Below are 22,687 nucleotides of genomic sequence, written 5' to 3'. Positions count from 1 at the left end.
CAGCCGGTCAGCGATAGGCACACCGCGGCGCCACCTGCCAGATACAGGCCGCGACGAAAAAGGCTTTTACCACTGTTTGCTGTCATAGGCCCATAGCATGTTATTGGTGGCGACTGGCTGCCCCACCTCCGGATCAAATCGGGGGCGGAAGGGGGTTCGGCGCAGCTTGCGCATGAGTTTGTGGGCGACCCCGCTGACCTCGCTGTTGTCGTCCTTGCGCAGGAGATCGGTGACCCTGCCATCGGCGCCGACATCAAACTCCAGCAGTATATCGCCCTCAGGACTCTTCGGCACCGGCGCGAAGAGACTTACCCCGGGAAGATCGGGCAGAGGTACCGGCGCCGAGAACAATTCATCCAGCTCCCGCCTTGCTTGGGCAGTATCGCTGCCGGCAAGTTCCGCAAATGCCCGGCGCCAGGTTTTGAGCGCCTCCTGGTGCTCGCCGTGCCACTGCTGCCAGTCCCCCAGTTGCACCAGTGTACGCACGGTGGCGGGTGCGCCGGCGCCGGACTGGCCGACCTGCAGCTCATGCATTGCCCGCAGCAGTGACAGCCCCTGCTGAAAGCTGTCTCGACGGTAGGCGCTGCGCTGAGCCCCCGGCCCGCGGTCGACCAGCTGGTAGGCATCGTAGAGCCCCGGGCCACCCTGCCACTGCAGGTCGGAGATCAGGTACTGGGTCTGCAGCATGCCCCGCAGGGGCATCAGCAGACGGGGCGAACGATCGCCCTCGCTCTCCAGCAGCTCATTCAGCGCCTGCCGGTTGAGTTCCCACATGTCGGCCAAGCGGTGCGCCGGCTCTTCGTCGATGCCATAGAGATAGGCCAGGCGCTGCCAGTCGGCATGCCGCACCAGTGCCCGGGCGCGGGCCGGGCCTGCCGACAGGGCCCGCTGTTGCACCCGGTGCAACCAGGTCTGCCGCTGGTCCACCGCGGGGTAGTCCGCCAGCGCCATGAGGCTGGCAATTTCGGCTTCCAGCAGGGGCAGCTGGGTGCCGGCATAGAGGCCGCTGCTCACGCGAGCCAGGTGGGCGCCGCGACGCAACACGGTCGCCGCATCGCGGTGCCTGCCCGCGGCCTGGAGTGCCTGGCCCAGACTGAGCAGCTGCTCGGGCAGGGCCGGACTGTAGGCGCCGTGCTCGCTTTCCAGTCGCGCAATGGTGGCTTCCAGCGCCTGCAGGTCTGCTGGTATATGGGTGTCCGGGGTGACAGCTGTCGCCTCCGGACCCGGCCCCTGGCCGGCGACTTCCGCCGCGCTGACAGGGGCCGCCGCCAGCAGAAGTGCGCTCAGCCAGAGGGCCGGAAAACTGGCGCTGTCGTGCGATGTCGTCACAGTCTGCAGCCTCGGTTCCTATCCGGCGTGGGAGCCCCACACCGGCAGTATATACACTGTGCCTGATACTACCCAAAATACGCGGCATCCAGCCGTCCGGCTCAAACCACCGGCACAAGGAAAGCCACATGTCACAATTTGTACGGGAAACCGAAGTTCACCGGGTTGGTGAAGGCCACTGGCGCGGCGAGCTCCATCGCGGCTGGCGGATTGGCGAAGTGCCCAACGGGGGCTATACCCTGGCACTGGCCGGCCGGGTGCTGCGCGAGGCCATGCCCCACCCCGATCCGCTCACGGTAAATGCTTTTTACCTCGCCCCGACCGCGCTCGGCCCCGTGGATTGCCGGGTGGAGCTGCTGCGTGCGGGCGGAAGTACCAGCTTTGGCAACCTGCGGCTCTACCAGGGGGAGGAACTGAAACTGCTGGTTACGGCGGCCTATACCGACCTCGAGGCACTGCAGGGGCCGAGTTGGAGCAATCTCGAGCGTCCCGATATCGCACCCTGGGAAGATTGCAGTGGTGGCAACAGCCAGATCGAGTTTGCCTCCCGCGTGGAGGTCCGGCTGGCCCAGGGTGGCGAGGTGTTTCGGGGCGCCGAACCCAGTGGTCGCGGCGAGTTCAGCGGCTGGCTCCGCCATGCCGACGGCAGTGAGCCGGATGCGATCAGCCTGCTGATGTTCGCCGATGCCTTTCCGCCCCCGGCTTTTGACATCGTGGGCCTGGTCGGCTGGGTACCCACGGTGGAGCTGACCGTGCAGCTCCGCGCCCACCCGGCCCCGGGGCCTTTGCAGGCGCGCCTGGTCTCGCGCAGTATCAGTCGCGGGGTGGTGGAAGAGGATGGTGTCTACTGGGACAGCGAGGGCACCCTCGTGGCCCTCAGCCGCCAGACCGCCAAGGTCCGCCTGCCCCGGTCTCGGGGGTAGGTCGCCGAGGGGTGTGGCCCCTGTCGCGACACGCTGCAAGTACGTCCATGTAAGCTCGTGGGTGGCCCTCCATGGCCACCCACGGTCGCGACAGGGGCCACACCCCTCGGCTCCTCGGCCTGGGAGCGGGGTTCGGGGCCGGTTCAATCTGACTGTTGGGTGTCTGCTGCGCCGGATTGTCGACCCGCCGAAGCCTGCAGTCCGCAGGAGCCAGAATCACGCACCAAAGCCCGAGGAGCTACGCCCCCAAACCCCCTCTGCCGACCGTGGGCGGCCAAGGAGGGCCGCCCACGAGCGTACACGGACGTACTTGCAGCGTGTCGGCAGAGGGGGTTTGGGGGCGTGGCGACCTGCGAGGAACTGGGCCTTGAGCCCGCCGGGCCCCGTGAAGTCGGCAGTGGCCGGGCAGCCGGATCACTCGCCCGCCACATGCCCCCCCAACCGCCGGGGGTCCGTGGCGCCGTAGAGGTAGCCCCCCTCCAGCATGATCGACTGCGTCCGCCCCAGGGTGCGCGGCGTGGTGTCGACATTGTGGCCCAGGGACTCCAGCAGGCGCCGGGTATCCGGGCTGATGCCGGACTCCAGGATCAGCCGGTCGGGTAGCCACTGGTGATGGACGCGGGATTCGGTGGCCGCCGCAGCGACGTTCATGTCGAATACCATCGCGTTGAGCAGGGTCTGCAACACCGTGGTAATGATCACGCTACCGCCGGGGCTGCCGGTGGCCAGCCAGGGTTCGCCATCGCGCAGCACCAGGGTGGGGCTCATGGAGGAAAGCGGACGCTTGCCCCCCTCGATGCGGTTGGCCTCGTGTTCCACCAGGCCAAAGGCATTGCTGCTGCCCGGGCGGGCCGCGAAATCGGCCATCTCATTGTTCAGCAGCATGCCGGTGCCGGGCACGGCGATGTGTGAGCCAAAGCTGAAGTTCAGGGTATAGGTGTTGGTGACCACATTGCCCCAGCGGTCGGCGACGCTGTAGTGCGTGGTGTCGTGGCTCTCCTCCACCAGAACGCGTCCGGGAGCAATCTCGCTGGAGGGGGTGGCCCGCCCGGGGTCAACCAGAGCGCGCTGGCGCTCGGCGTAGGACTTGCTGGTCAGCTGCGCAACCGGCACCTCGACGAAATCCGGGTCGGCGAGAAACTGGCTGCGGTCGGCGTAGGCGAGTTTCATGGCCTCCGCAAGGTGATGGATGTAGGCCGCGCTGTTGTGCCCCATGCCCTTGAGGTCGAAGCCCTCCAGCAGGTTGAGCATCTGCAGGATGTGGACGCCGCCGGAGGAGGGGGGCGGGGCGGATACCACCTCGAAACCCTGGAAACTGCCGCGCACCGGTTCTCGCTCCAGCGCGCGGTAGTCGGCCAGGTCCTGCTCGCTGATCAGGCCGCCGCCGCGCTCCATCTCGGCGACGATGCGCTCGGCAACCGGCCCCTGATAAAAGCCTTCGCGGCCGCGCTCGGCGATCTGGCGCAGGGTCCAGGCCAGTTCCGGCTGGCGCCAGTGGTCACCCATCCGGTAGGCGCTGCCGTCGGGCTTGAAGAACAGGCGGGCGGCCTCGGGGTTCTTGCGCAGCTGTTCTGCCCGGGCGGCGATCTCGAACTGCAGCGCCCAGGACACTTCCAGGCCCTCTTCCGCCAGCGCAATCGCGGGGGCGAGCACGCGAGGCAGGGGCAGTGTGCCGTAGCGTTCCTGGGCCAGGATCAGGCCGGCAACGGTCCCCGGGACACCGGAGGAGAGGTGGCTGAAGTAGCTGCGCTGGCGGTCGATCTCGCCCTGCTCATCCAGGAACAGGTCGCGGGTGGCGGCAGCGGGCGCGGTTTCCCGGTAGTCGATAAAGGTCTGGCGGTCTTCCTCGTCGAGGTGGATCAGCATGAAACCGCCGCCGCCGAGGTTGCCCGCCCGGGGATAGCTTACGGCGAGGGCGAACCCGGTGGCGACCGCAGCATCGACGGCGTTACCACCTTCGCGCAGGATATCGAGCCCGATTTCCGCGGCCAGGCGCTCCGGCCCGACCACCATGGCCTGGCGCGCCACCTGCGGCAGGAAACGGCTGCCGTAGTCGATGATGGGGGCCTGCTGCGCCGTTTCCCGCGCCAGTGTGGCGGGGCTCAGTGTGATCAACAGGGCACAGCAACAGGCGAGCAGGCGGTGGCGCATGGTGGTCTTTCTCCTTGAGGTGGGCGCGAGCGAAACACAGCGGCACGGCGTCCGCTGATTGCAGGCGCCGCAGTCAGACTTTACCGGGTTTGCCGCGGTGCGCATACTGCACGAGCTGTTTCCGCCTGGATCTGCGGGGGCGGTGAGCTTCGCGTCCCAAGGGGGCGAGCCCGGGGAGAATTGCCACATGTCTGCGTTGATTGAGGAACTGGAAGGCCGCTGGAAGGAGATCTACGGTCGTCTGGCGGCGGGAGAGGATGCGCCGCCGACCCTGCGCCTGCGCGCCGAGGGCTTGATGGAGGCCGTCGTCCTGGCTGGCCATGCCAGCCCCGAGCAACTGCAATCTCGCCTGGCGGCCCAGTACCGGCAGACCTTCGGCCACGAGCTGGCGACGGCCTGGGGCGAAGACTGGCCGGCTTTTTTCCCCTTCCCGCAGATTCCCGGCTTTGGCCGGCGGGCGCCGGTCTGGCCCACCTCCAGTGATTCCCTATAATGGCCGCTTTGCCGCCTCTGGAGGGCCCCATGCAGTACGAGGAATTTCGACGCGAGTATCTCGCCGGTGGCCTGCGTCGCCATATGCTGGATGACTGCCCCGTCGCCCAGTTCGAACTCTGGCTGGAGCAGGCCGTGACCGGGGGCATCAGCGATCCCACGGCGATGGTGCTGGCCACCGTCGATGCCGAGGGGAATCCCTGGCAGCGGATCGTCTTGCTCAAGGGAGCCTCCCCCGCCGGCTTCGTGTTCTATACCAACTACGGCAGCAACAAGGCGCGGGACATGGCGGAGCACCCGCGGGTGTCGTTGCTGTTTCCCTGGAATGCACTGGACCGGCAGGTCATTATTGGCGGGCGGGTGGAACGGCTGTCCGCCGCCGAGTCGGCGCGCTATTTCCTCAGCCGCCCGCGGGAGAGTCAGCTTGCCGCCTGGGCCTCAAGGCAGAGCCGGGGGATCAGTACCCGCGCGTTGCTGGAGCAACAGATGCAATCGCTGAAGAACAAGTTTTCCCGCGGCGAGGTGCCGGTCCCGGATTTCTGGGGCGGTTATCGGGTCGTTCCCCAACGCATCGAATTCTGGCAGGGTGGAGCCCATCGGCTACACGACCGTTTTCGCTATTATGCCGAGGACAATGGCAGCTGGCGCATCGAACGCCTGCAACCCTGAAAGACAAGGAGAGATTTCCACCCATGATCGACAAGCACGACCTGATCGGCGCCTGGCAACTCGAGTCCTGGAGCATCGGCTACGAGGATCGCGAGGACTTCACCCAGCCCTTTGGTGAAGATCCGCTGGGCTTGCTGGTGTACAGCGAGGATGGCTGGATGAGTGCCTCGATCTCACGGCGCAAGCGCCCGCACTTGCCCGGGAACGAGAGCCCGCGCAAGGTGCCCGAGTCGCTCAAGGCGGACGCCTACGCCAGCTATTTCCACTACGCGGGCCGCTTTCGCGTGCGGGAGGGCGTGGTCACCCACTACGTCACCCAGAGCCTCAATCCGAACTTTCCCGGCACCGAGCAGGTGCGACACGCGGAGCTGGACGGTCAGACGCTGGTGCTCAGCGGCAAGGACCAGGCCCGCGGTGTCACCCGTTACCACACCCTGGTCTGGCACAAGGCGCCGCCCACCGCGGACTGAGCAGCAGTCTCAGCCGGAGGTCTTCCGCTGTCGGAAGTAGCGGGAGTCCTCGGGCAGTCCGAGCAGCATCCGGCGGATGGCGTCCAGCCCCGCGGCGGCGACCATGGTCTGGAACAAGGTACGTTCCACCGGCCAATGCAGGCAGCGAGTCTTCAGGTCGTCCGCGCTGCCCCAGGCCAGCCACACGGTGCCGACGGGTTTGTCGGGACTGCCGCCATCGGGACCCGCCACTCCGGACACGGCGATCGCATAGTTGGCGCTGGCCCGTTCCAGGGCGCCCAGGGCCATTTCCCGAACCACCGCCTCGCTGACGGCGCCCCAGCGCTGCAGGCTTTCCTCGCTGACGCCCAGCACCCGCTGCTTGATTGTGTTGTGATAGGTGACGAAGCCGGCGTGGAAGGCCGCGGAGGAGCCCGGCACCTGGGTCAGCAGGCTGGCGATCCGGCCGCCGGTACAGGATTCCGCCGTGGTCAGGGTCTCGCCGCGGCCGGCCAGGAGTTCCAGCACCCGGCTCGCCAGGCTGGCGTCCCCCTCGCCGATGATGTGATCGCCGAACAGGCTTTCGAGCTGCTCGAGGCAGCGCTGGCGCAGGGGCAGATACTCCGAGCGGTCTACCGCCAGCTTGAGCTCCAGCTGCGGCGCGCCGGCGCGAAATCCCAGTTCCACTTCCGGGGGCCAGTCGGGGCAGGCATCCGCGATCATTTGCTGGGCCGTGGATTCGCCCAGGCCGAAGGTTTGCAGGCGCAGTATGTGGCGTTTGCCCTGGAGCCCCCAGCGCTGCTGCAGGTCCACCAGAATGTCGTCGAGCATGGCGGTGAGCTCACCCGGCACACCGGGTGTGCAGACCACTCGGCAGCTGCCCAGGGACAGGGCGAAACCCACGGCGCTGCCGATGGGGTTGGCCACCACATCGGCGCCCGCGGGCAGCATGGCCTGCTTGCGATTGGCGTGGTTGAGGGGCAGCTGGCGCCGCTGGCACCAGGTTTCGAGGTGCGCCAGCGCTTCCGGATGCTCACTCAGGGGCACGCCGGCCGCCCGCGCCAGTATCTCGGCGGTGAGGTCGTCCACGGTGGGACCGAGGCCACCGTTGACCAGCAGAAAATCGGCGTTGTTCGCCATCTCCCGCAGCTCGCGTTCGAGAGCGCCGGCGTCGTCCCCGAGGGTGACCTTGCGGGCGACGGGCAGGCCGAGTTCGCCCAGGCGCCGGGCGATCAGGGCGGAGTTGGAATCGATGGTGTCGCCGCTCATCAGTTCGTTGCCGGTCAGGAGTAGCTGGATGCGGGGGAGGCGGTGGCTCATGGGCGTTCCTTGCGGGTTGGAGGCCACAGGATAGCGCCAATGCTTTTGAAACGGCAAAATGCTATGTTCATTCAGTCAGTCGGCGCGCAGGGAGAGCCAGGCGCTTGAAAACCAGGTATTGTCCGGAGTGCGGCGCGACTCTGAAGCGCCATGTCGTGGGTGGGGAGGTGCGCAACCACTGGCAGTGTACCCGCTGCGGCCGCCTGCACCACGATTTTCCCATGGTCGTGGTTACCTGTTTTGTCGCCTGTGGCCAGCGCCTGCTTTGGGTGCAGCGCGCGCTGCCGCCGAAGCGGGGGCACTGGGCCATTCCCGGCGGTTTCCTGGAGCAGGGAGAGACACTGGCCGAAGGTGCCGCGCGGGAGTTGCGCGAGGAGAGCGGCGTCGCCCTGCCGGCCTCACAGCTGCAGCTCTACATGACCGGCACCATCACCTTCATCAATCAGGTCTACGTCGCCTTCCGGGCGGCGGTGGATACCGAGTTCGTGCTGCCGGGTGTGGAATCCCTGGACTGCGGCTTCTTTTCCCGGGAGGAGTGTCCCTGGGACCGGGTGGCCTATCCGGAGGTGAACGACGTCATTGTGCGTGCCTACGACGATCTGGCATCGGGGGAATTCGAGGTCTGGCACACGGAAATGACCGAGCACACTTATCTCAGCCGCCGGGTTTCACCTGGCCAGCCCGGCGAGCCCCGCGGATGAGCCGCGAGACATCGGGAGGCAAGGCATGAATGCGACCGTTCTGATGCCCGGTCTGCTGCATATCGGCGGCGGTTGCCGCGAGCGTCTGCTGGAGACGTTGAGCCAGCTGGGGCTGCACCGGCCGCTGCTGGTGACCGATCCTTTCCTCGCCGCGCAGGGTCTGCACGAGCCCCTGTTGCGCGCCCTGGGGGAGGCGCAGGTGCCCTGTGGCGTGTTTGCCGACTGTGTCCCGGACCCGACCACTGACAGCGTCGGCGCGGGGCTGGCGGTCTGCGCGGAAGGAGATTACGACTGCCTGGTCGCGCTCGGCGGCGGCAGCGCCATCGACACCGCCAAGGCGATTGCCGTGCTCGCCCGCCACGGCGGCGAGATGCGAGACTACCGGGTGCCCGCCAGCGTGCCGCCGGGGCTGCCGGTGATTGCCGTCCCCACCACCGCGGGTACCGGTTCAGAGGTGACGCGAGCCGCCGTGATCACGGATTCCCGGGATGGCGAGAAAATGCTCTGCATGGGGCCGGGCCTGGTGCCTGCGGCGGCGCTGGTGGACTACGAACTGTCCCTGAGCATGCCGCCGCGCCTTACCGCCGATACCGGGCTGGACGCGCTGTGCCACGCCCTGGAGGCCTATGTCAGTCGCAAGGCCAACCCCTTTACCGACAGCCTGGCGCTGGCGGCCCTGACCGCCATCGGTCGGTACCTGGAGACCGCCTGGCGGGAGCCCGGCAACTGCGCCGCACGGGAGGCCATGATGCTGGCCGCGACGCAGGCCGGCATCGCCTTTGCCAATGCCTCGGTGACCCTGATCCACGGCATGAGCCGACCCTTGGGGGCGCATTTCCACGTGCCCCACGGCCTGGGCAATGCCATGTTGCTGGCCGAGGTCACCGCCTGGTCGGTGCCTGCGGCGCCAGGGCGCTACGCCGACTGCGCCCGGGCACTGGGCCTGGCGGCACCGGGTGAGTGTGACGAGCGGGCCGTGGAGCGGCTGGTCAGCGGCCTGCGGGCCCTCACCGTCAGGCTGGAGGTCCCCGGCCCCGAGGCCTGGGGCATTGCCGAAGCTGACTGGCGGGAGGCACTGCCCTTGATGGCCGAGCAGGCCCTGGCATCCGGCTCCCCGGCCAATAACCCGCGGCTGGCCAGCGCGGCGGAGATCGAGGCTCTTTACCGCCGACTCTGGGCCTGAATCCGGGTGCCTATTCAAGCCCCTGGCCATTGGCTACACTGATCAGCCCTGTGACAGGTGGAGGTCTCCGCATGAAACGCGTGGTATTCAACCAGAAAGGTGGCGTGGGCAAGACCAGCATCACCTGCAATCTCGCCGCGATCAGCGCCGCCCGCGGCCTGCGCACCCTGGTGGTGGACCTGGATGTGCAGGGCAATACCACGCACTACCTGGTGGGCGAGATCGACGCCGAGGCTTTTCCCGCCGAGGCCCAGGGTGCGGCCGGGTTGTTCAAGCAGACGGTGGGCTCCAAGCGCATGCGCAAGAACCCCGATGCCTTTGTCTGGGAGACGCCCTGGGAAAATCTCTACCTGCTGCCCTCCAGCCCCTATCTCACACAACTGGAGCGCGAGCTGGAGGCCCGCTACAAGATCTACAAGCTGCGCGACGCCCTGGAAAAGCTGGATGAGGTCTACGATCGCATCTATATCGACACCCCGCCGAACTTCAACTTCTTCTCCAAATCGGCGCTGATTGCCGCCGATGCGGTACTGATTCCCTTTGATTGCGACAGCTTTGCACGCCAGAGCCTGTATGCGCTGATGGACAACATCGCCGAGCTGCAGGAGGACCACAATCCGGACCTGGAGGTGGAGGGCATCCTGATCAACCAGTTCAACAGCCAGGCGCGCTTGCCGGGGGAGCTGGTGGCCGAGCTCGAGGAGGAGGGCTACCCGGTGTGTGCCACCTACCTGAGTGCCTCGGTGAAAATGCGCGAATCCCACCGGGAGCACCGCCCGCTGATCGACCTGGCGCCCAGCCACAAGCTGACCGGGCAGTTCCTCGACCTCTACGACGAACTGGAGTCGCGCTGAATTCCGCACCGGGCGCGGCCCCGCTGGCCGGCCCGGCAGGCTGCCAAGGCCTGTCTACACCTCCGGCAGCAGGCTGCCCGCCTTGCCCACTGCCTCGACGTACTCGTCGAGGAGGCGGAACATCACCTGGCGTACGGATTCCACTTCGTTGATCTGGCCGATCACCTGACCGCAGGGGTTGAAGGCCACCTTCTGGCAGTCGCCGTGGCTGGCGTAGACCGCGGTGCGTCGAATGCCGTCCGAGGTCACCATGCCCTGCAGGGGCATGCCCAGCGGTTCCGGCGTGTCCGCGCGCTCCCAGGCCTCGGTCCACTCGTTGCGCAGCATGCGGCAGGGCTTGCCGGTCCACGAGCGCGAGCGCACGGTGTCTTCGCTGGTGGCCTTGAGCAGGGTGGCCTTCTGCGCCGGTTCCATGTGGGCCTCCTCCACGGTCAGCCAGAGTGAGCCGGTCCACACGCCGGCGGCCCCCAGGGCCATGGCCGCCGCGACCTGCCGGCCATTGCCAATGCCCCCGGCGGCCAGCATCGGCAGGTCGCCGATGGCATCGACGATCTGCGGCCACAACACCATCGAGCCGACGTCGCCGGTGTGCCCGCCGCCTTCACCGCCCTGGGCCACCACGAAATCGAGCCCGGCCTCCTTGTGGGCCACGGCCTGCTTGACCCGGCCGCAGAGTGCGCCGATCAGGCGGCCCGATTCCTGTACCCGGCGAATCTTGTCCGCGGGCGGGGTGCCCAGCGCGTTGGCGATCAGACGGCATTTGGGCCGCTTCAGCGCCTCTTCCAGCAGCGGCGTGGCGGTGGCTTCGGTCCAGCCCAGCAGACCCATGCTCTTGCTGCCGTCGGGCCATTCCGGCACGCCGGCGTCGGCGAGCAGTTTCTGGGCGAAGTCGATATGTTCCGGGGGAATCATTTTCCACAGCTGGGCTTCCAGTTCCTCCGGGCTCATGTCCCCCATGCCCTCGTACTTCTGGGGGATCACGATATCCACGCCGTAGGGGCGGTCGCCGATGTGCTCGTCGATCCAGTCCAGCTCTTCCTTCAGCTGCTCGGGCGTGAAGCCCACTGCGCCGAGTACGCCGATACCGCCGGCCTTGCTGACGGCGACAACCACGTCGCGGCAGTGGGTGAATGCGAAGATGGGGTAGTCGATACCCAGGCGTTCGGACAGGGTCTGCGTCATGGTGTGCTCCCGGACTGACAGTGGATTGCCGCAGTATTGGCGCGCCCGGGGCGCGCTGCAATGGTGCCGGGGTGTCAGGGCGATTGGCCGATCCGCTCAAAGCCCCTGATGTCGGTGCACCGGGGGCCGGGGGGCTGCATAACGATATGCAAGTAAGTTATTTGGCAAGGCTGTTTTGATTCTTTAAAGTGCCTCGCTCATCCTGTTCTGTGTGACGCGATCTGTAGTGGATATTGATATTGCCAAGGCCAACGCCGCGCTCCGCCACGCCAGTGCCGGCGAGGTGGTTAGCTGGGCCCTGGCCCAGGGCCGCCGCACCATTGCCACCACCAGCATGGGGCGCAATGCCGCCGTGATGCTGCATCTGGTCAGCCAGGTGGATCCCTCCGTGCCGACGATTTGGGTGGATACCGGTTACAACCTGCGGGATACCTACGTGGTGGCCGAGCGTCTGATCCAGGATCTGGCGCTCAACATCCATGTCTACTCACCGCTGATGACCTCCGAACGCCGCAATGCAATCATGGGCGGCATCCCCACGGTGGACGACGAAGAGCGCCACCGGGAGTTTACCCGGCAGGTCAAGCTCGAGCCCTTTTCGCGGGCGCTGGCGGAGTTCCAGCCGGAGATCTGGCTCACCGGTATCCGCCGGGAAGAGACCGAACACCGCAAGACCCTGGACGTCGTGTCACTGGATGACCGCGGCATTCTCAAGGTGGCGCCCTTGTTCTACTGGTCGGAGGCCGACGTGGAGGCCTACATGGCCGAGCACCACCTTCCCACCTGCCGTCACTATTTCGATCCCACCAAGGTGCACGACGGCCGCGAGTGCGGGCTGCATACGGCGGCCTGAACTCAGCCCATTACCAGGCCGATCACCACCGCCATGACCGCGGTCGCCACCAGAAAGCCCGCGGTGACTGCCGCCAGGCGCTTGAGTGTGCGTTCGTCTTCCCGGGTGTCTTCCGGGCGCATGTGTTGGGTCATGTCAAACCTCCCTGATTCGGGTTGCCGATACTTCCCAGTGTGGAAAAGCCGCGGCCTTTCCGCCTTGATGCGGGTCAAGAAAACCGCGATCCCGGCGCTGAACGACGCTGGCCGGGCGACGGCAGATCGCCGCTGAACGGTCTATACTTTGACCAACGCTAAAGGGAGAGGGGCCGGTATGACAAGCCCGTTCCGCGGTATCCGGGTCGCAAGGCTGATCATCACCCTGGCGCTGATCACGGTGGTGGGCTGCAGCCACGCGCCACGCTTTGCCGATGCCGTGCGTGACCTGCCGCCCCTGCCGGGCATTGAGGCATCTGCCGCAGCGGATGAACCGGCTGCCGACCTGCTGGGGCTGGATGAGGCGATGCGCCGGTTTCTGGTCCATTACGCCCCCCGGGACGCGCATCCCCAGCGTCGTCTGACCAGCCTGCACGAGGCGCTGCGCGGCGCGGGAACCCTCGGCCTCCAGTACGACCCCTTTGCCGACGGCAGTGCCCGCGAGGTGTTCCACCGCGGCACTGCCAATTGCCTCGGATACGCCAACCTGTTCGTGGCCCTGGCCCGCGAAGCGGGCCTGGATGCGCGCTTCCAGTGGCTCGAGGTCCGTCCCCAGTGGTCACATCTGGGCGATCGGGTTGCCCGCGGGCTGCATGTGAACGTGGTGGTGCGGCTGCCGGATGGCAATCGCTACATGGTCGATATCGACCCCTTGCAGCCCGGGGACGTGGCCGGTACCCACCTGCTGCGCGACTACCAGGCGGCGGCGCTGCACTACAACAACCTGGCCGTGGAGGCCATGGAAGCCGGCGATATGGGCTTGGCCTGGCGGGAATCCCTGCGTGCCCTGCGCCTTGCGCCGGACATGGCGCAGCTGTGGGTGAATGTCGGGGTGCTTTACCGGCACGCGGAGCGGGAGGATATTGCCGAGGAGGCCTGGTTGCGCGCCCTTGAGCTGGATTCCCGTGAGCGCTCCGCGATGAACAACCTGGTGTTGCTCTACAGTCGGCAGGGGCGGGACAGCGAACGCCAGCGCTGGGAGTACGCCTTGAGGCAGCACCGGGACAGCAGCCCCTGGTATCACGCCTCACTGGCCCAGCACGCGGGGGCACAGGAAAACTGGACGGCTGCCCTTGTCCATTACCAGCGGGCACTGAAACTGCTCCCGGATGACAGTCAGTTGCTCAAGGAGGCCGCTCTGGTGGAGCTGCGCCTGGGGCACAACCGCCGCGCCGAGGCACTGCTGGAGCGCGCCCTGGCGGCCGCCAGCCTGGACAGTGATGTGCGCGCCCTGGAAGGAAAGCTGCGGGTACTGCAGCAGGCCCGGGCTCAGCCCCCCGAACGCGGCAGTACGCGGATGTAGGCGCGCTGCTTGAGCCGGCCGCTCAGCCGTGACAGGAAGTTGATGAGGCGCATCTGCCAGCCATACTTGTGTTGCAGGGCCTCGAGCGCGCTGCGTATTTCGGCGGGGTCCTCGATCAGCTGTGCTTTGGCTTCCACCCAGCCATCGGTCAGCTTGCCGGTGACTGTGCAGGGGGCAATACGGGCATCGCTGAAGTTGCGCAGGCGCTTGACCTTGCCTGCATCGCCCGAGGAAAACACATAGTAGGCTCCACCCTGCGGCGCAAACCACACCGGTGTGGGTACAAATTTGCCGTTGCGGCGGCGGGTGGCCAGACTGATGTACTGCGCCGTGTCGATCTGTGCCATCAGTTCCCTGTTCATTGGCCTTCCGGTAGAGTCGTGTTCCGGTGCGGAGTGCGGGCGAAGACGCGCGCCCCGCGTGCCGTGCATGATAACAGCTACAGGAGCGAATGAATGGCCTTCGAAACGACGACCGATGAAGTGCTGCAGGGCGTTTCCCTGGCGGGGAAGGTGGCGGTAGTGACGGGGGCCTCGGCGGGGCTGGGTGTGGAGACCGTGCGCAGCCTGGCCGCCGCGGGTGCCGAGGTGGTGATGCTGGCCAGGGACACGGCAAAGCTGGAAACGGTGCGTGAGCGTCTGGCCAATGAGGTGCCCGCGGAGCGGCTGCACAGTGTCCGGCTGGATCTGGCTGATCTCGACCAGATTCGCCAGGCTGCCCAGGGTATCCTGCACGACTGGCCCCGCATTGATCTGCTGATCAACAATGCGGGAGTCATGGCGACTCCGCTCGGCCATACCCGGCAGGGCTTCGAGATGCAGCTGGGTACCAATCACGTTGGCCATTTCCTGCTTACGGTGCTGCTCGCACCCGCTCTGCAGGCCGCCGCAGAGCCGGGAAGGGCGGCGCGGGTGGTCAACCTGAGTTCTGCCGGTCATCGCATGGGCGGCATGCACTTCGATGACCCCAACTACCGGCAGCGGGCCTACGACAAGTGGGACGCCTACGGGCAGTCGAAGACCGCCAATGTCCTGTTCACGGTGGCCCTGGACGCCCGCCTGCGCGAGCGCGGCGTGCGCGCTTTTGCGGTACACCCGGGTGCCATCAATACCGAGCTGGGCCGCCACATGGATGCTGACGACATGCGCGCCATGACCCGCAACTTGCCCGAGGGCACCCGGCTGCAGTTCAAGACCCCGGCCCAGGGGGCGGCGACGTCGGTCTGGGCGGCCACGGCGCCTGATCTCGAGGGCTGCGGGGGCTTGTATCTGGAGGACTGCCATGTGGCGGCCGCGGCGGGCCCGGACGACTTCGAGGGCGTGCAGTCCCACGCCACCGATCCACAGGCCGCCGAACAATTGTGGGCGCTGTCGGTGGAGTGGACCGGGGTGGATCTGACGTGAGCGCCTGGCGCCGGCTCACGGGTCTGTGGTGCCTCCTCTGCCTGCTGTCGGTGGCAAGCGGATCAATCCGGGCCGAGTCTCCGCCGCGGGTGGATACCCTGGAGCAACGGGCCAGTCGCGTGCTGGACCGGGTCACACACGGTTCTCCCGACCTGGCCCGCCTGATTGACAGCGCCCGGGCGGTGCTGGTGTTTCCCGAGGTGGTGCCGATGACCTTCGGCGAGGGCGGCCAGTACGGTGAAGGGGCTCTGCTGGTTGCCGGCGCGGTGGTGGCCCACTACGCCTCCACCAGCGCCGAGCCTCCCCTGTTGCCCCCGGGGGTCGCACACCGCACGGATGTGTTGTTGTTCATGACCGATGAAGCGCTGTGGGACTTCCGCAACCGCCCGGTCTGGCGGCTGGGCCTGGACGGACGTGTCAGTGTTCTCGAGCACAGGCGCCCCCCGCGCTGGTCGGCTGCGGGTGGGCAGTCGCCGGTGCTGGGCTTCAGCCTGGCGGGCCCGGCGCTGCGAGAGCCCCTGCGGCTGGCCAACAATACCCTCAGCCGCATTCGCTGAGGCTGGCCGAGCCCGGCGGCTTTTGGGTATCCTGCGGGTCTTTCCGACTCAGGCCCAGGGAGTTCATCCATGCCCCGTTCCACCCCCGTCGCGCACATCCTGTCAGGCGCCCTCGCCATTGGCAGCCAGGTCACCGTCAGTGGCTGGCTGCGCAGCAAGCGTGACTCCAAGGCCGGCATCTCTTTCCTCGCCGTGCACGATGGCTCCGCCTTTGATGCCCTGCAGGCGGTGGTGCCCAGTGAGCTGGAGAATTACCACAGCGAGGTCCTGCACCTGTCCACTGGCTGTGCGGTGACCGTGCACGGGGAGCTGGTGGCCTCCCAGGGCAAAGGGCAGAGCGTGGAAATCCAGGCCAGTTCGGTCGAGGTCCACGGCTGGGTCGAGGACCCCGAGTCCTACCCCATCGCGAAAAAGCGGCACAGCTTCGAGTACCTGCGCACCCAGGCGCATCTGCGCCCGCGCACCAACACCTTCGGGGCGATTACCCGGGTCCGCGCGACCCTGGCCAACGCCATTCACAATTACTTCCATCAGCACGGCTTCTACTGGGTCAATACACCGATCATTACCGGCAGTGACTGCGAGGGTGCGGGGGAGCTGTTCCGGGTCAGCACCCTGGATTTCGCCAACCTGCCGCGCACGCCGGCCGGCGCCGTGGATTTTGCTCAGGACTTCTTCGATGGCGAGGCCTTCCTGACCGTGTCCGGCCAGCTGGAGGTGGAGTCCTACTGCCTGGCGATGAGTAAGGTGTACACCTTCGGCCCCACCTTCCGCGCGGAAAACTCCAATACCAGCCGTCATCTGGCGGAGTTCTGGATGGTGGAGCCCGAGGTGGCCTTTGCCGACCTGCAGGACAATGCCGACCTGGCCGAGGGCCTGCTCAAGCACCTGCTCACCCGGGTTCTTGAAGAACGCGAGGACGACATGGCGTTCTTCCAGCAGCGTATCGACAGCGGCGTTATCGAGCGCCTGCGCGGCGTGATTGAACAGCCTTTCGAGCGCATGGAGTACGCCGAGGCGGTCCGTATCCTGGAAAACTGTGGTGAAAGCTTTGAATTCCCGGTGGCCTGGGGTACGGACCTGGCTTCCGAGCACGAGCGCTACCTGGCCGAAAAACACGTCGGCAGGCCCGTGGTCCTGATGAATTACCCGAAGGATATCAAGGCCTTCTACATGCGCCTGAATGACGACGAGCAGACCGTGGCCGCAATGGACGTTCTGGCGCCGGGTATTGGAGAAATCATCGGCGGCAGCCAGCGGGAGGAGCGCCTGGAGGTGCTCGACCAGCGCATGGACCCCGGCCTGCGTGACGAGCTCTGGTGGTACCGCGACCTGCGCCGTTACGGCAGCGTCCCCCACGCGGGGTTTGGCCTGGGGTTTGAGCGTCTGCTCAATTATGTCACGGGCATGGAGAATGTCCGCGACGCGATCCCGTTCCCACGCACGCCGGGCAACGCGCACTTCTAGCGCACTGCCGGTACAGCGGGCTGGCGGGGAGGGGCGAGGGCATCCGCCATCAGGCGGGCGTAGTCGGCGAATGCGGCTTCAATGTCGCGCTTTTTGTCGTGTTCTCCGAAGGCCCGGTAGAGGCCGGTCGAAAGGGCCGACCACAGCATGTCGGCGAGGATGTCGCTGGCGATGTCGGATCTGACATCGCCCTGGTCCCGCCCGATTTGCAGCAGCTCGGTGAAGGCCTCCCGGTAGGCGTCCGTCACCTGCCGATTGCTCCGGTCCCGGCCGCCGCGTATGCGGGTCAGCTCGGGGTAGATAACCGCGTTGAGTGCGCGATGTCGGGTGAAGTAGTGAGCTGCCTCCCGAAAAATGTCGGTGAGGCGCTCGCGGGTGCTGGCCGGTGAGTGGCAGCTGGCGCGGATGCGCTCCGGGAACTGTTGCTCGAAGCTGCTGGCCATCGCCAGCACGATATCGTCCTTGCTGGGAAAGTAATTGAACAGGGTGGTGCGCGACACGCCGGCATCCCGGGCAATATCGTCCATGCGTGTGCCCTCGAAACCCCGATCACTAAACCGCTGAGCGCTGGCGTGCAGGATCTGTTGACGGGTGTGCCGTTTTTTTTCTTCCCGCAAGCCCATAAGACGTCACTTCCTCTTTTGCTTCACCCCCGGCGGCATGAAGGGGTTCTGTTTCATAAAAGTGAATTCTAGTTCAAAAATGATGTTGAGTACATAATTCTTCTGTGCTCTACTGCCTGGAGACAGGCTGCCCGGGGCAGCGTGCTGTTGCGCCAGTTGGCGTGCCGGGCGGCGAGCCCCTTGAGTCTGGGTTGGTGACGGGAGAATAACGATGGATTTCAGTATTGCGGCATCCGTGCAGGAAGAGCTGGATTGGATGCGACGTTTCGTGGACGAGGAAGTCATCCCGCTGGAGCTGCTGCTGGAGGATCTCAACCAGCAACAGATGGATGCGATGTTTGCCCCGCTCAAGCAGCAGGTCCGGGAGCGCGGCCTGTGGGCGGCCCACCTGCCGCCCGAGGACGGCGGCCAGGGGCGCGGGCAGGTACACCTGGCGCTGATGCACGAGGTGCTGGGGCGCACGGATCTGGCGCCCGAAGTGTTCGGCTGCCAGGCCCCCGACTCCGGCAATGCCGAGCTGATTGCCGCCGGAGCCAATACGGCACAGCGCGAGCGTTGGCTCGCGCCGCTGCTGCGGGGCGAGCAGCGCTCCGCCTTCTCGCTCACCGAGTTCGAGAATTCCGGCTCCGACCCCACCGGCATCGAGACCCGCTGTGTCCGCGACGGCGACCACTGGGTCCTGAACGGGCACAAGTGGTTCACCTCCAATGCCTCGGTGGCGGACTTCCTGGTGGCCATGGTGGTGACGGATCCGGAGGCGCCTCCGCATCGGCGTGCCAGTATGGTGATCGTGCCCCGGGGCACCCCCGGTCTGCGGCTGATCCGCGATATCGGCACCATGGCCCATCCTGCCTACACGGAGGCGGGGGACCTGGCCAGTCGCATTGGCGGCCATACCGAGCTGCGCTTCGAGGACTGTCGGGTGCCCCTGGACCACATGATCGGGGAGCCCGGGGATGGTTTCATCCTGGCGCAGAAGCGCCTGGGTGGCGGTCGCATTCATCACGCCATGCGCATGATCGGCCAGTGCAACCGCGCTTTCGAAATGATGCAGGAGCGGGCGGTCTCCCGGGTCAGCAAGGGCAAGCCCCTGGGAAGGCACCAGATGGTGCAGGCGATGATTGCCGACAGCTACGTGGAGATCGAAATGGCCCGTCTGCTGGTGCTCAAGGCGGCCTGGACCATGGACAGCAGTGGGCCCCACAGTCCCCAGGCGCAGAAGGATATCGCGGCGGCCAAGTTTGCCCTGCCGAACATCATGCTCGGCGTCATCGACCGCGCGATACAGGTGCACGGCTCTCTCGGCTACTCCTGCGATATGCCGCTGGAGAAAATGTACCGCGCGGGGCGCGGGCTTCGGGTCGCCGATGGCGCCGACGAGGTGCACCGGCAGACCGTGGCGCGCCTGGTGCTGAAAGGACTGACGCCCCGGGAGGGCAAACCGCGGGAGTACATTCCGGAGCAGCGGGCGCGGGCCATGGCCCGCTATGGCGAACAACTGGCAAGGGTGCGCAGGGAGTCGGCGGATGGCTGAGGTGAAGGGCATTAATCGAGAGCCGCTGAGCGGCTGGCTGGCGCAGGCACTGCCGGGGCATCCGCCCCCCTACCACTTCGAACTGGTGGCGGCCGGCGGTTCAAACCTGACCTACATTGTCAGCGACGCTGGCGGCGGCGCCTTCGTGCTGCGTCGCCCGCCGGTGCGGGCGCGGATCGCCACCGCCCACGACATGCGGCGGGAGCACCGCATCATGCGTGCGCTGTCGGGGTCCGGGGTGCCAGTGCCCGAGATGCTGGCCTGGTGCGATGACCCGGCGGTCAACGGCGCCGAGTTCTACTGCATGGAAAAGGTCGAAGGGCACATCCTGCGGGACCTCGCCGCTACCGGGACGATGTCCGCCGCCGCCTGCGAGCGCGCCTCAGACAGCCTGATCGAAGGGCAGGTGCGACTGCACCAGGTGGACCTCGAGGCGGCGGGACTGGCGGACCTGGCACGGCACGAGCACTACCTGGAGCGCCAGCTCAAGCGCTGGGCGACGCAAGTGGAGGCGGGCGCCACGCGCGATCTGCCGCTGCTCAATCGCCTGCACCGGGCACTGGCAGCGAGCGTGCCGGAGCCGCAGACGGCACCCGGTCTGGTGCACGGCGACTACCGCTTCGACAACGTGGTGCTGGATGGCGACTGGAACCTGGCTGCCGTGCTGGATTGGGAGCTGTGCACGATTGGCGACCCTGTCGCCGACTTTGTCTGGTCACTGTGTTATTGGGCGGAACCGGAGGACAGCCTGACCTGGCTGATGGATCCACCGACGCGCAACCCAAACTTCCCGCGGCGTCAGGCGGTCCTGGAGACCTACCAGGCCCGAGCAGGCCTGACACTGCGGCACCTGGACTGGTACCTCGCCTTCAGCTGGTGGAAGCAGGCCTGCATCGTCGAAGGGGTCTATGCGAGGCTGCAGAAGGGCGCCGGAGGCGGCATGAAAGTGGAGTCGCTGGAGCGGATTGCCGCCCGCGTCGAGCGCTACCTGCAGCGGGCGGACAGCATCCTGCAGGCCGCCTGATTGGGGCCTGTAGTGCCCCCGCTGATGGCGTGACCCGGCGGGGGAGGAGGGCTCAGGCCGGCGGCCCGTTTGGCGGCGCGGCCTGATCGGTGTGCTCCGCGGGGCCTTTCGGTGGCTTGAGCCCCTCTCCCGCGCGCAGGCCGAACTGCGCCTGGTGCTGGTTTTCGCCATCGGCGCCCTGGTAGTCCACCCGCACCGCCTGGTGCAGCTGGAAGCGACGGGTGGTGCTGGTCAAGCTGGCGGTCCACTTGTCGTAACTGAACTTCTCCGGGTCCTTGCGCAGGTCCACAAAGCCCTCCAGCCCGTAGTCGTCCAGTCGCACGGTAAATCCGGAACTGTTGACGTGGGTAATGTGGGCGGGGAAGCCCTCGCTGTTGTCTTTGGCCAGGCGGGCCAGGTAGCGGCTTGCCAGCCAGCGCTCGGCCTCCAGGGTGGCGGCACGTACATTGAGCAGGCGAGCCTGCAGGCGGGCCAGCATGTCGGCATCGACGCGGTCCGCGGGCTCTCCTCGCAGCACAGCCTTGATCTGCTGGTGTGCCAGAAAGTCCACGTACTTGCGCAGGGGCGAGGTGCAGTTGGTGTAGGACTCCAGGGACATGCCCATGTGCAGTCCCGCCTCGGTGGTGATCTCCGCCCGCGTCAGCAGACGGTTTACCATGGCGCGCAGGGGCAGATCGCCGCCGTCTTCTGAAAGGGCGCGCATGATGTCGCGGTAGCCCTCGCGGCTGGCCAGGTCCAGGGCCTCGGTGGCGGGGGCGTGCAGGGCGAGGAACTGACGCGCCTCGTCGAGGCGGTCGTTGCGAAAGCCGGGGTGGACCACGAAGGGGCCCTTCGCCTGGTGGCGCTGGAGAAAGCTGGCGGCACAGCGGTTGGCGGCGATCATGCATTCCTCCACCAGGCGCTGGGAAAGCAGCTTCTCGTGGGGCTCGATATGATCGATCTGCTTGCGGTCGTTGAGAATCCAGCGGAACTCCTGGCGATCCTCCATCACCAGCTCGCGCGCCTCGCGGCGCCCGCGCAGCGCACGGTAGAGCTGGTACAGGGCCTCCAGGGGCGTGGCGTGGCTCATCAGCTCGTCGGCGTGGCCGTTCAGATAGCGATCCACTGCCACATAGGAGAGCTTGGCGCGGGAGCGGATCGTGGCCTCGATAAACTCGAACTCGCCCAGTTCACCCTCATTGTTCACGCTGAGCTTGCAGACCAGGGCGGGGCGGTCCTCGCCCTCTGCCAGGGCGCAGTGCACCTGGGCCAGTTCCTCCGGCAGCATGGGCAGTACGTCACCGTGGAAATACACCGATGTCGCCCGTGCCGCGATGTCTTCCTCCAAGCGCGAGCCGCGGGGAATCCACGCCGTGGGGTCGGCAATCGCGACATACAGGGTCCAGCCTTCGCTGCTGCTGTCGGCGTAGAGAGCGTCATCGATGTCCAGGGTGCGGCTGGCGTCAATGGAGACAAACTCCAGCCCGGTCAGGTCTTTCCGCGCGCTGTCCTGGAGTGGGCTGCACTGGGTCAGCTGCGTCTGCAGTTCGCCGCGGGCGGGCCCGCTCCAGTCGACCGGCAGCCGGTACTTGCCCATGCAGTAACTGTTTTCGATGCCCGGGGTCTCGTCGTTGCCGTAGACCTGCAGCACCTTGGCCTGGGGTTTGCCGTCGCGGATCGGGTGACGGAGGATCGCGGCGCGGAGATAGTCGCCCTCCTTGACGCCGTTGCGTGCGTGCGGCGGTATGAACAGCCAGCGCTTGAGCCAGGGCAGGTCGGGCTGGACGAAGATGGCCTTGCCCTTGCGCACGCAGCGTCCGGTGAAGTCGGCCAGGGGGCTGTCGAGCAGCTTTTCGATATCGGCGACGGTGCGGTTGTCCTTGCCCGGCCGCACACACACGCGCACCCGGTCGTCGGGAAACACCTTGAGCATTTCGTCGGGTGGAATAAAAACTTCCCGGCCATCGTCAAGCACCGCGAAACCGTAGCGGGACTGGGTCCCCTTGACGGTGGCGTCGGCGCGCTCTTTTTCAGCCTCCATCTGGGATTTGAGGCCTTTCAGCCTGGAGAGCGAGTCGCTGTCTAACATGGTGAACAGGGTCCTTTCAGCAATCCGGCATCGTAGCCGAATTCACCGCGCCTGTCAGGCTCGCCGGGCGTCGCGCTGACGGTAGCAGGAGGGACAGTGCCCCTTCCGGGACCGTCGGAGGCATGGATGCCGACGCCGAGCGTACAAGGATGTACTCGCAGCGTGTCCCGGAAGGGGCACTGTCCCTCCTGCGGGCCGACATCGTGCCAGCATTGACTTTGTGTCCGCCCGGGTGTTCACTCGAAGGCAAGTTGTGGTGTATCCCGATGCGGGTAAGTGCCCTTGAGACGACCGCCGACGCGAGACTGTCCTCCTGCCCACCTCCGTTCCCCCGGAGCCTGGAGGTGCCGCTCGCCGATTCGTCAACACCCCCTCCCGCCCCCTGATTCTCTTCTCCTGTTTTCCGCT

General features: G+C 66.6%; 22 protein-coding genes. 14 read left to right on the top strand and 8 right to left on the bottom strand.

Annotated features, from left to right (window positions below):
* Positions 1-66: 66 nt before the first annotated feature.
* Positions 67-1,329 (bottom strand): hypothetical protein, encoded by a 1,263-nt coding sequence (locus ACYVGS_RS16535; RefSeq protein ID WP_460589793.1) that lies wholly within the window; start codon positions 1,327-1,329, stop codon positions 67-69.
* Between the two features lie 128 nt (positions 1,330-1,457).
* Here ACYVGS_RS16535 and ACYVGS_RS16530 point away from each other — a divergent pair, with 128 nt between their 5' ends.
* Positions 1,458-2,252 (top strand): thioesterase family protein, encoded by a 795-nt coding sequence (locus tag ACYVGS_RS16530; RefSeq protein WP_460589792.1) that lies wholly within the window; start codon positions 1,458-1,460, stop codon positions 2,250-2,252.
* 414 nt (positions 2,253-2,666) lie between these two features.
* Here ACYVGS_RS16530 and ggt read toward each other — a convergent pair whose 3' ends face one another.
* Positions 2,667-4,403, bottom strand: a complete 1,737-nt coding sequence (ggt, locus tag ACYVGS_RS16525; protein WP_460589791.1) for a gamma-glutamyltransferase family protein — start codon at positions 4,401-4,403, stop codon at positions 2,667-2,669.
* A 187-nt stretch (positions 4,404-4,590) separates the two neighbouring features.
* Here ggt and ACYVGS_RS16520 point away from each other — a divergent pair, with 187 nt between their 5' ends.
* From ACYVGS_RS16520 to ACYVGS_RS16510, 3 genes are read left to right on the top strand one after another with little or no spacing between them, the layout of a single operon-like run.
* A complete protein-coding gene (locus ACYVGS_RS16520; RefSeq protein WP_460589790.1) occupies positions 4,591-4,896 on the top strand; it encodes a hypothetical protein in 306 nt (101 codons plus the stop codon).
* A 29-nt stretch (positions 4,897-4,925) separates the two neighbouring features.
* Positions 4,926-5,564 carry a pyridoxal 5'-phosphate synthase gene (gene pdxH, locus ACYVGS_RS16515; RefSeq protein WP_460589789.1) on the top strand — a complete coding sequence of 213 codons (639 nt, stop codon included), beginning with the start codon at positions 4,926-4,928 and terminating at the stop codon, positions 5,562-5,564.
* Positions 5,565-5,587: 23 nt separating this feature from the next.
* Positions 5,588-6,034, top strand: coding sequence for a lipocalin-like domain-containing protein (locus ACYVGS_RS16510; protein WP_460589788.1), 447 nt, complete (start codon positions 5,588-5,590; stop codon positions 6,032-6,034).
* Positions 6,035-6,043: 9 nt separating this feature from the next.
* Here the strand turns inward: ACYVGS_RS16510 and ACYVGS_RS16505 are convergent, their stop codons facing one another.
* On the bottom strand, positions 6,044-7,333 hold the full coding sequence (locus ACYVGS_RS16505) for a competence/damage-inducible protein A (protein ID WP_460589787.1): 1,290 nt from the start codon (positions 7,331-7,333) through the stop codon (positions 6,044-6,046).
* Between the two features lie 104 nt (positions 7,334-7,437).
* Here ACYVGS_RS16505 and ACYVGS_RS16500 point away from each other — a divergent pair, with 104 nt between their 5' ends.
* The 3 genes from ACYVGS_RS16500 to ACYVGS_RS16490 all read left to right on the top strand — a co-directional run bounded on the left by ACYVGS_RS16500 (position 7,438) and on the right by ACYVGS_RS16490 (position 10,071).
* Entirely contained in the window at positions 7,438-8,034 is a 597-nt protein-coding gene (locus ACYVGS_RS16500) for an NUDIX domain-containing protein (protein ID WP_460589786.1), read from the top strand.
* A gap of 25 nt (positions 8,035-8,059) precedes the next feature.
* The gene (locus ACYVGS_RS16495) at positions 8,060-9,217 is read left to right on the top strand and encodes an iron-containing alcohol dehydrogenase (protein WP_460589785.1); all 1,158 of its coding nucleotides are present in this window, start codon (positions 8,060-8,062) and stop codon (positions 9,215-9,217) included.
* Between the two features lie 71 nt (positions 9,218-9,288).
* On the top strand, positions 9,289-10,071 hold the full coding sequence (locus ACYVGS_RS16490) for a ParA family protein (protein WP_460589784.1): 783 nt from the start codon (positions 9,289-9,291) through the stop codon (positions 10,069-10,071).
* 54 nt (positions 10,072-10,125) lie between these two features.
* Here the strand turns inward: ACYVGS_RS16490 and ACYVGS_RS16485 are convergent, their stop codons facing one another.
* Positions 10,126-11,253: a nitronate monooxygenase gene (locus tag ACYVGS_RS16485; protein WP_460589783.1), complete on the bottom strand. Its 1,128-nt coding sequence runs from the start codon at positions 11,251-11,253 to the stop codon at positions 10,126-10,128.
* 226 nt (positions 11,254-11,479) lie between these two features.
* Between ACYVGS_RS16485 and ACYVGS_RS16480 the strand changes: the two genes are divergently transcribed.
* Positions 11,480-12,106, top strand: a complete 627-nt coding sequence (locus ACYVGS_RS16480; RefSeq protein ID WP_460589782.1) for an adenine nucleotide alpha hydrolase family protein — start codon at positions 11,480-11,482, stop codon at positions 12,104-12,106.
* A gap of 2 nt (positions 12,107-12,108) precedes the next feature.
* Here ACYVGS_RS16480 and ACYVGS_RS16475 read toward each other — a convergent pair whose 3' ends face one another.
* Positions 12,109-12,240 carry a hypothetical protein gene (locus ACYVGS_RS16475; RefSeq protein WP_460589781.1) on the bottom strand — a complete coding sequence of 44 codons (132 nt, stop codon included), beginning with the start codon at positions 12,238-12,240 and terminating at the stop codon, positions 12,109-12,111.
* A 178-nt stretch (positions 12,241-12,418) separates the two neighbouring features.
* On the opposite strand from ACYVGS_RS16475, the gene ACYVGS_RS16470 reads away from it, so the two are divergent.
* Positions 12,419-13,603: a tetratricopeptide repeat protein gene (locus ACYVGS_RS16470; protein ID WP_460589780.1), complete on the top strand. Its 1,185-nt coding sequence runs from the start codon at positions 12,419-12,421 to the stop codon at positions 13,601-13,603.
* Here the strand turns inward: ACYVGS_RS16470 and ACYVGS_RS16465 are convergent.
* The gene (locus tag ACYVGS_RS16465) at positions 13,570-13,965 is read right to left on the bottom strand and encodes a PPOX class F420-dependent oxidoreductase (RefSeq protein WP_460589779.1); all 396 of its coding nucleotides are present in this window, start codon (positions 13,963-13,965) and stop codon (positions 13,570-13,572) included. The two genes, ACYVGS_RS16470 and ACYVGS_RS16465, sit on opposite strands and share 34 nt — an antisense overlap.
* Positions 13,966-14,058: 93 nt before the next feature.
* On the opposite strand from ACYVGS_RS16465, the gene ACYVGS_RS16460 reads away from it, so the two are divergent.
* From ACYVGS_RS16460 to asnS, 3 genes are all read left to right on the top strand, one after another.
* A complete protein-coding gene (locus ACYVGS_RS16460; protein ID WP_460589778.1) occupies positions 14,059-15,006 on the top strand; it encodes an SDR family NAD(P)-dependent oxidoreductase in 948 nt (315 codons plus the stop codon).
* Complete coding sequence (locus ACYVGS_RS16455; RefSeq protein ID WP_460589777.1) at positions 15,003-15,563, top strand: lipid-binding SYLF domain-containing protein; 561 nt, start codon at positions 15,003-15,005, stop codon at positions 15,561-15,563. Before ACYVGS_RS16460 ends, ACYVGS_RS16455 begins: the two co-directional genes overlap by 4 nt.
* 69 nt (positions 15,564-15,632) lie before the next feature.
* On the top strand, positions 15,633-17,030 hold the full coding sequence (asnS, locus tag ACYVGS_RS16450) for an asparagine--tRNA ligase (protein ID WP_460589776.1): 1,398 nt from the start codon (positions 15,633-15,635) through the stop codon (positions 17,028-17,030).
* On the opposite strand, the gene ACYVGS_RS16445 is transcribed toward asnS, so the two are convergent.
* Positions 17,027-17,653 carry a TetR/AcrR family transcriptional regulator gene (locus ACYVGS_RS16445; protein ID WP_460589775.1) on the bottom strand — a complete coding sequence of 209 codons (627 nt, stop codon included), beginning with the start codon at positions 17,651-17,653 and terminating at the stop codon, positions 17,027-17,029. The genes asnS and ACYVGS_RS16445 overlap by 4 nt on opposite strands.
* Before the next feature lie 211 nt (positions 17,654-17,864).
* Here ACYVGS_RS16445 and ACYVGS_RS16440 point away from each other — a divergent pair, with 211 nt between their 5' ends.
* Together ACYVGS_RS16440 and ACYVGS_RS16435 are read left to right on the top strand one after the other, a co-directional pair.
* The gene (locus tag ACYVGS_RS16440) at positions 17,865-19,187 is read left to right on the top strand and encodes an acyl-CoA dehydrogenase family protein (RefSeq protein ID WP_460589774.1); all 1,323 of its coding nucleotides are present in this window, start codon (positions 17,865-17,867) and stop codon (positions 19,185-19,187) included.
* Positions 19,180-20,211 carry a phosphotransferase family protein gene (locus tag ACYVGS_RS16435; RefSeq protein WP_460589773.1) on the top strand — a complete coding sequence of 344 codons (1,032 nt, stop codon included), beginning with the start codon at positions 19,180-19,182 and terminating at the stop codon, positions 20,209-20,211. The genes ACYVGS_RS16440 and ACYVGS_RS16435 overlap by 8 nt, the downstream gene beginning before the upstream one ends.
* 52 nt (positions 20,212-20,263) lie before the next feature.
* Here the strand turns inward: ACYVGS_RS16435 and ACYVGS_RS16430 are convergent, their stop codons facing one another.
* Positions 20,264-22,279, bottom strand: coding sequence for a VacB/RNase II family 3'-5' exoribonuclease (locus ACYVGS_RS16430; protein WP_460589772.1), 2,016 nt, complete (start codon positions 22,277-22,279; stop codon positions 20,264-20,266).
* Between the last annotated feature and the right edge of the window lie 408 nt (positions 22,280-22,687).

The sequence above is a fragment of the Haliea atlantica genome, assembly GCF_054779855.1.
The sequence above is the reverse complement of the archived record's forward strand: the minus strand, read 5'-3'. Positions and strand labels throughout refer to the sequence as shown.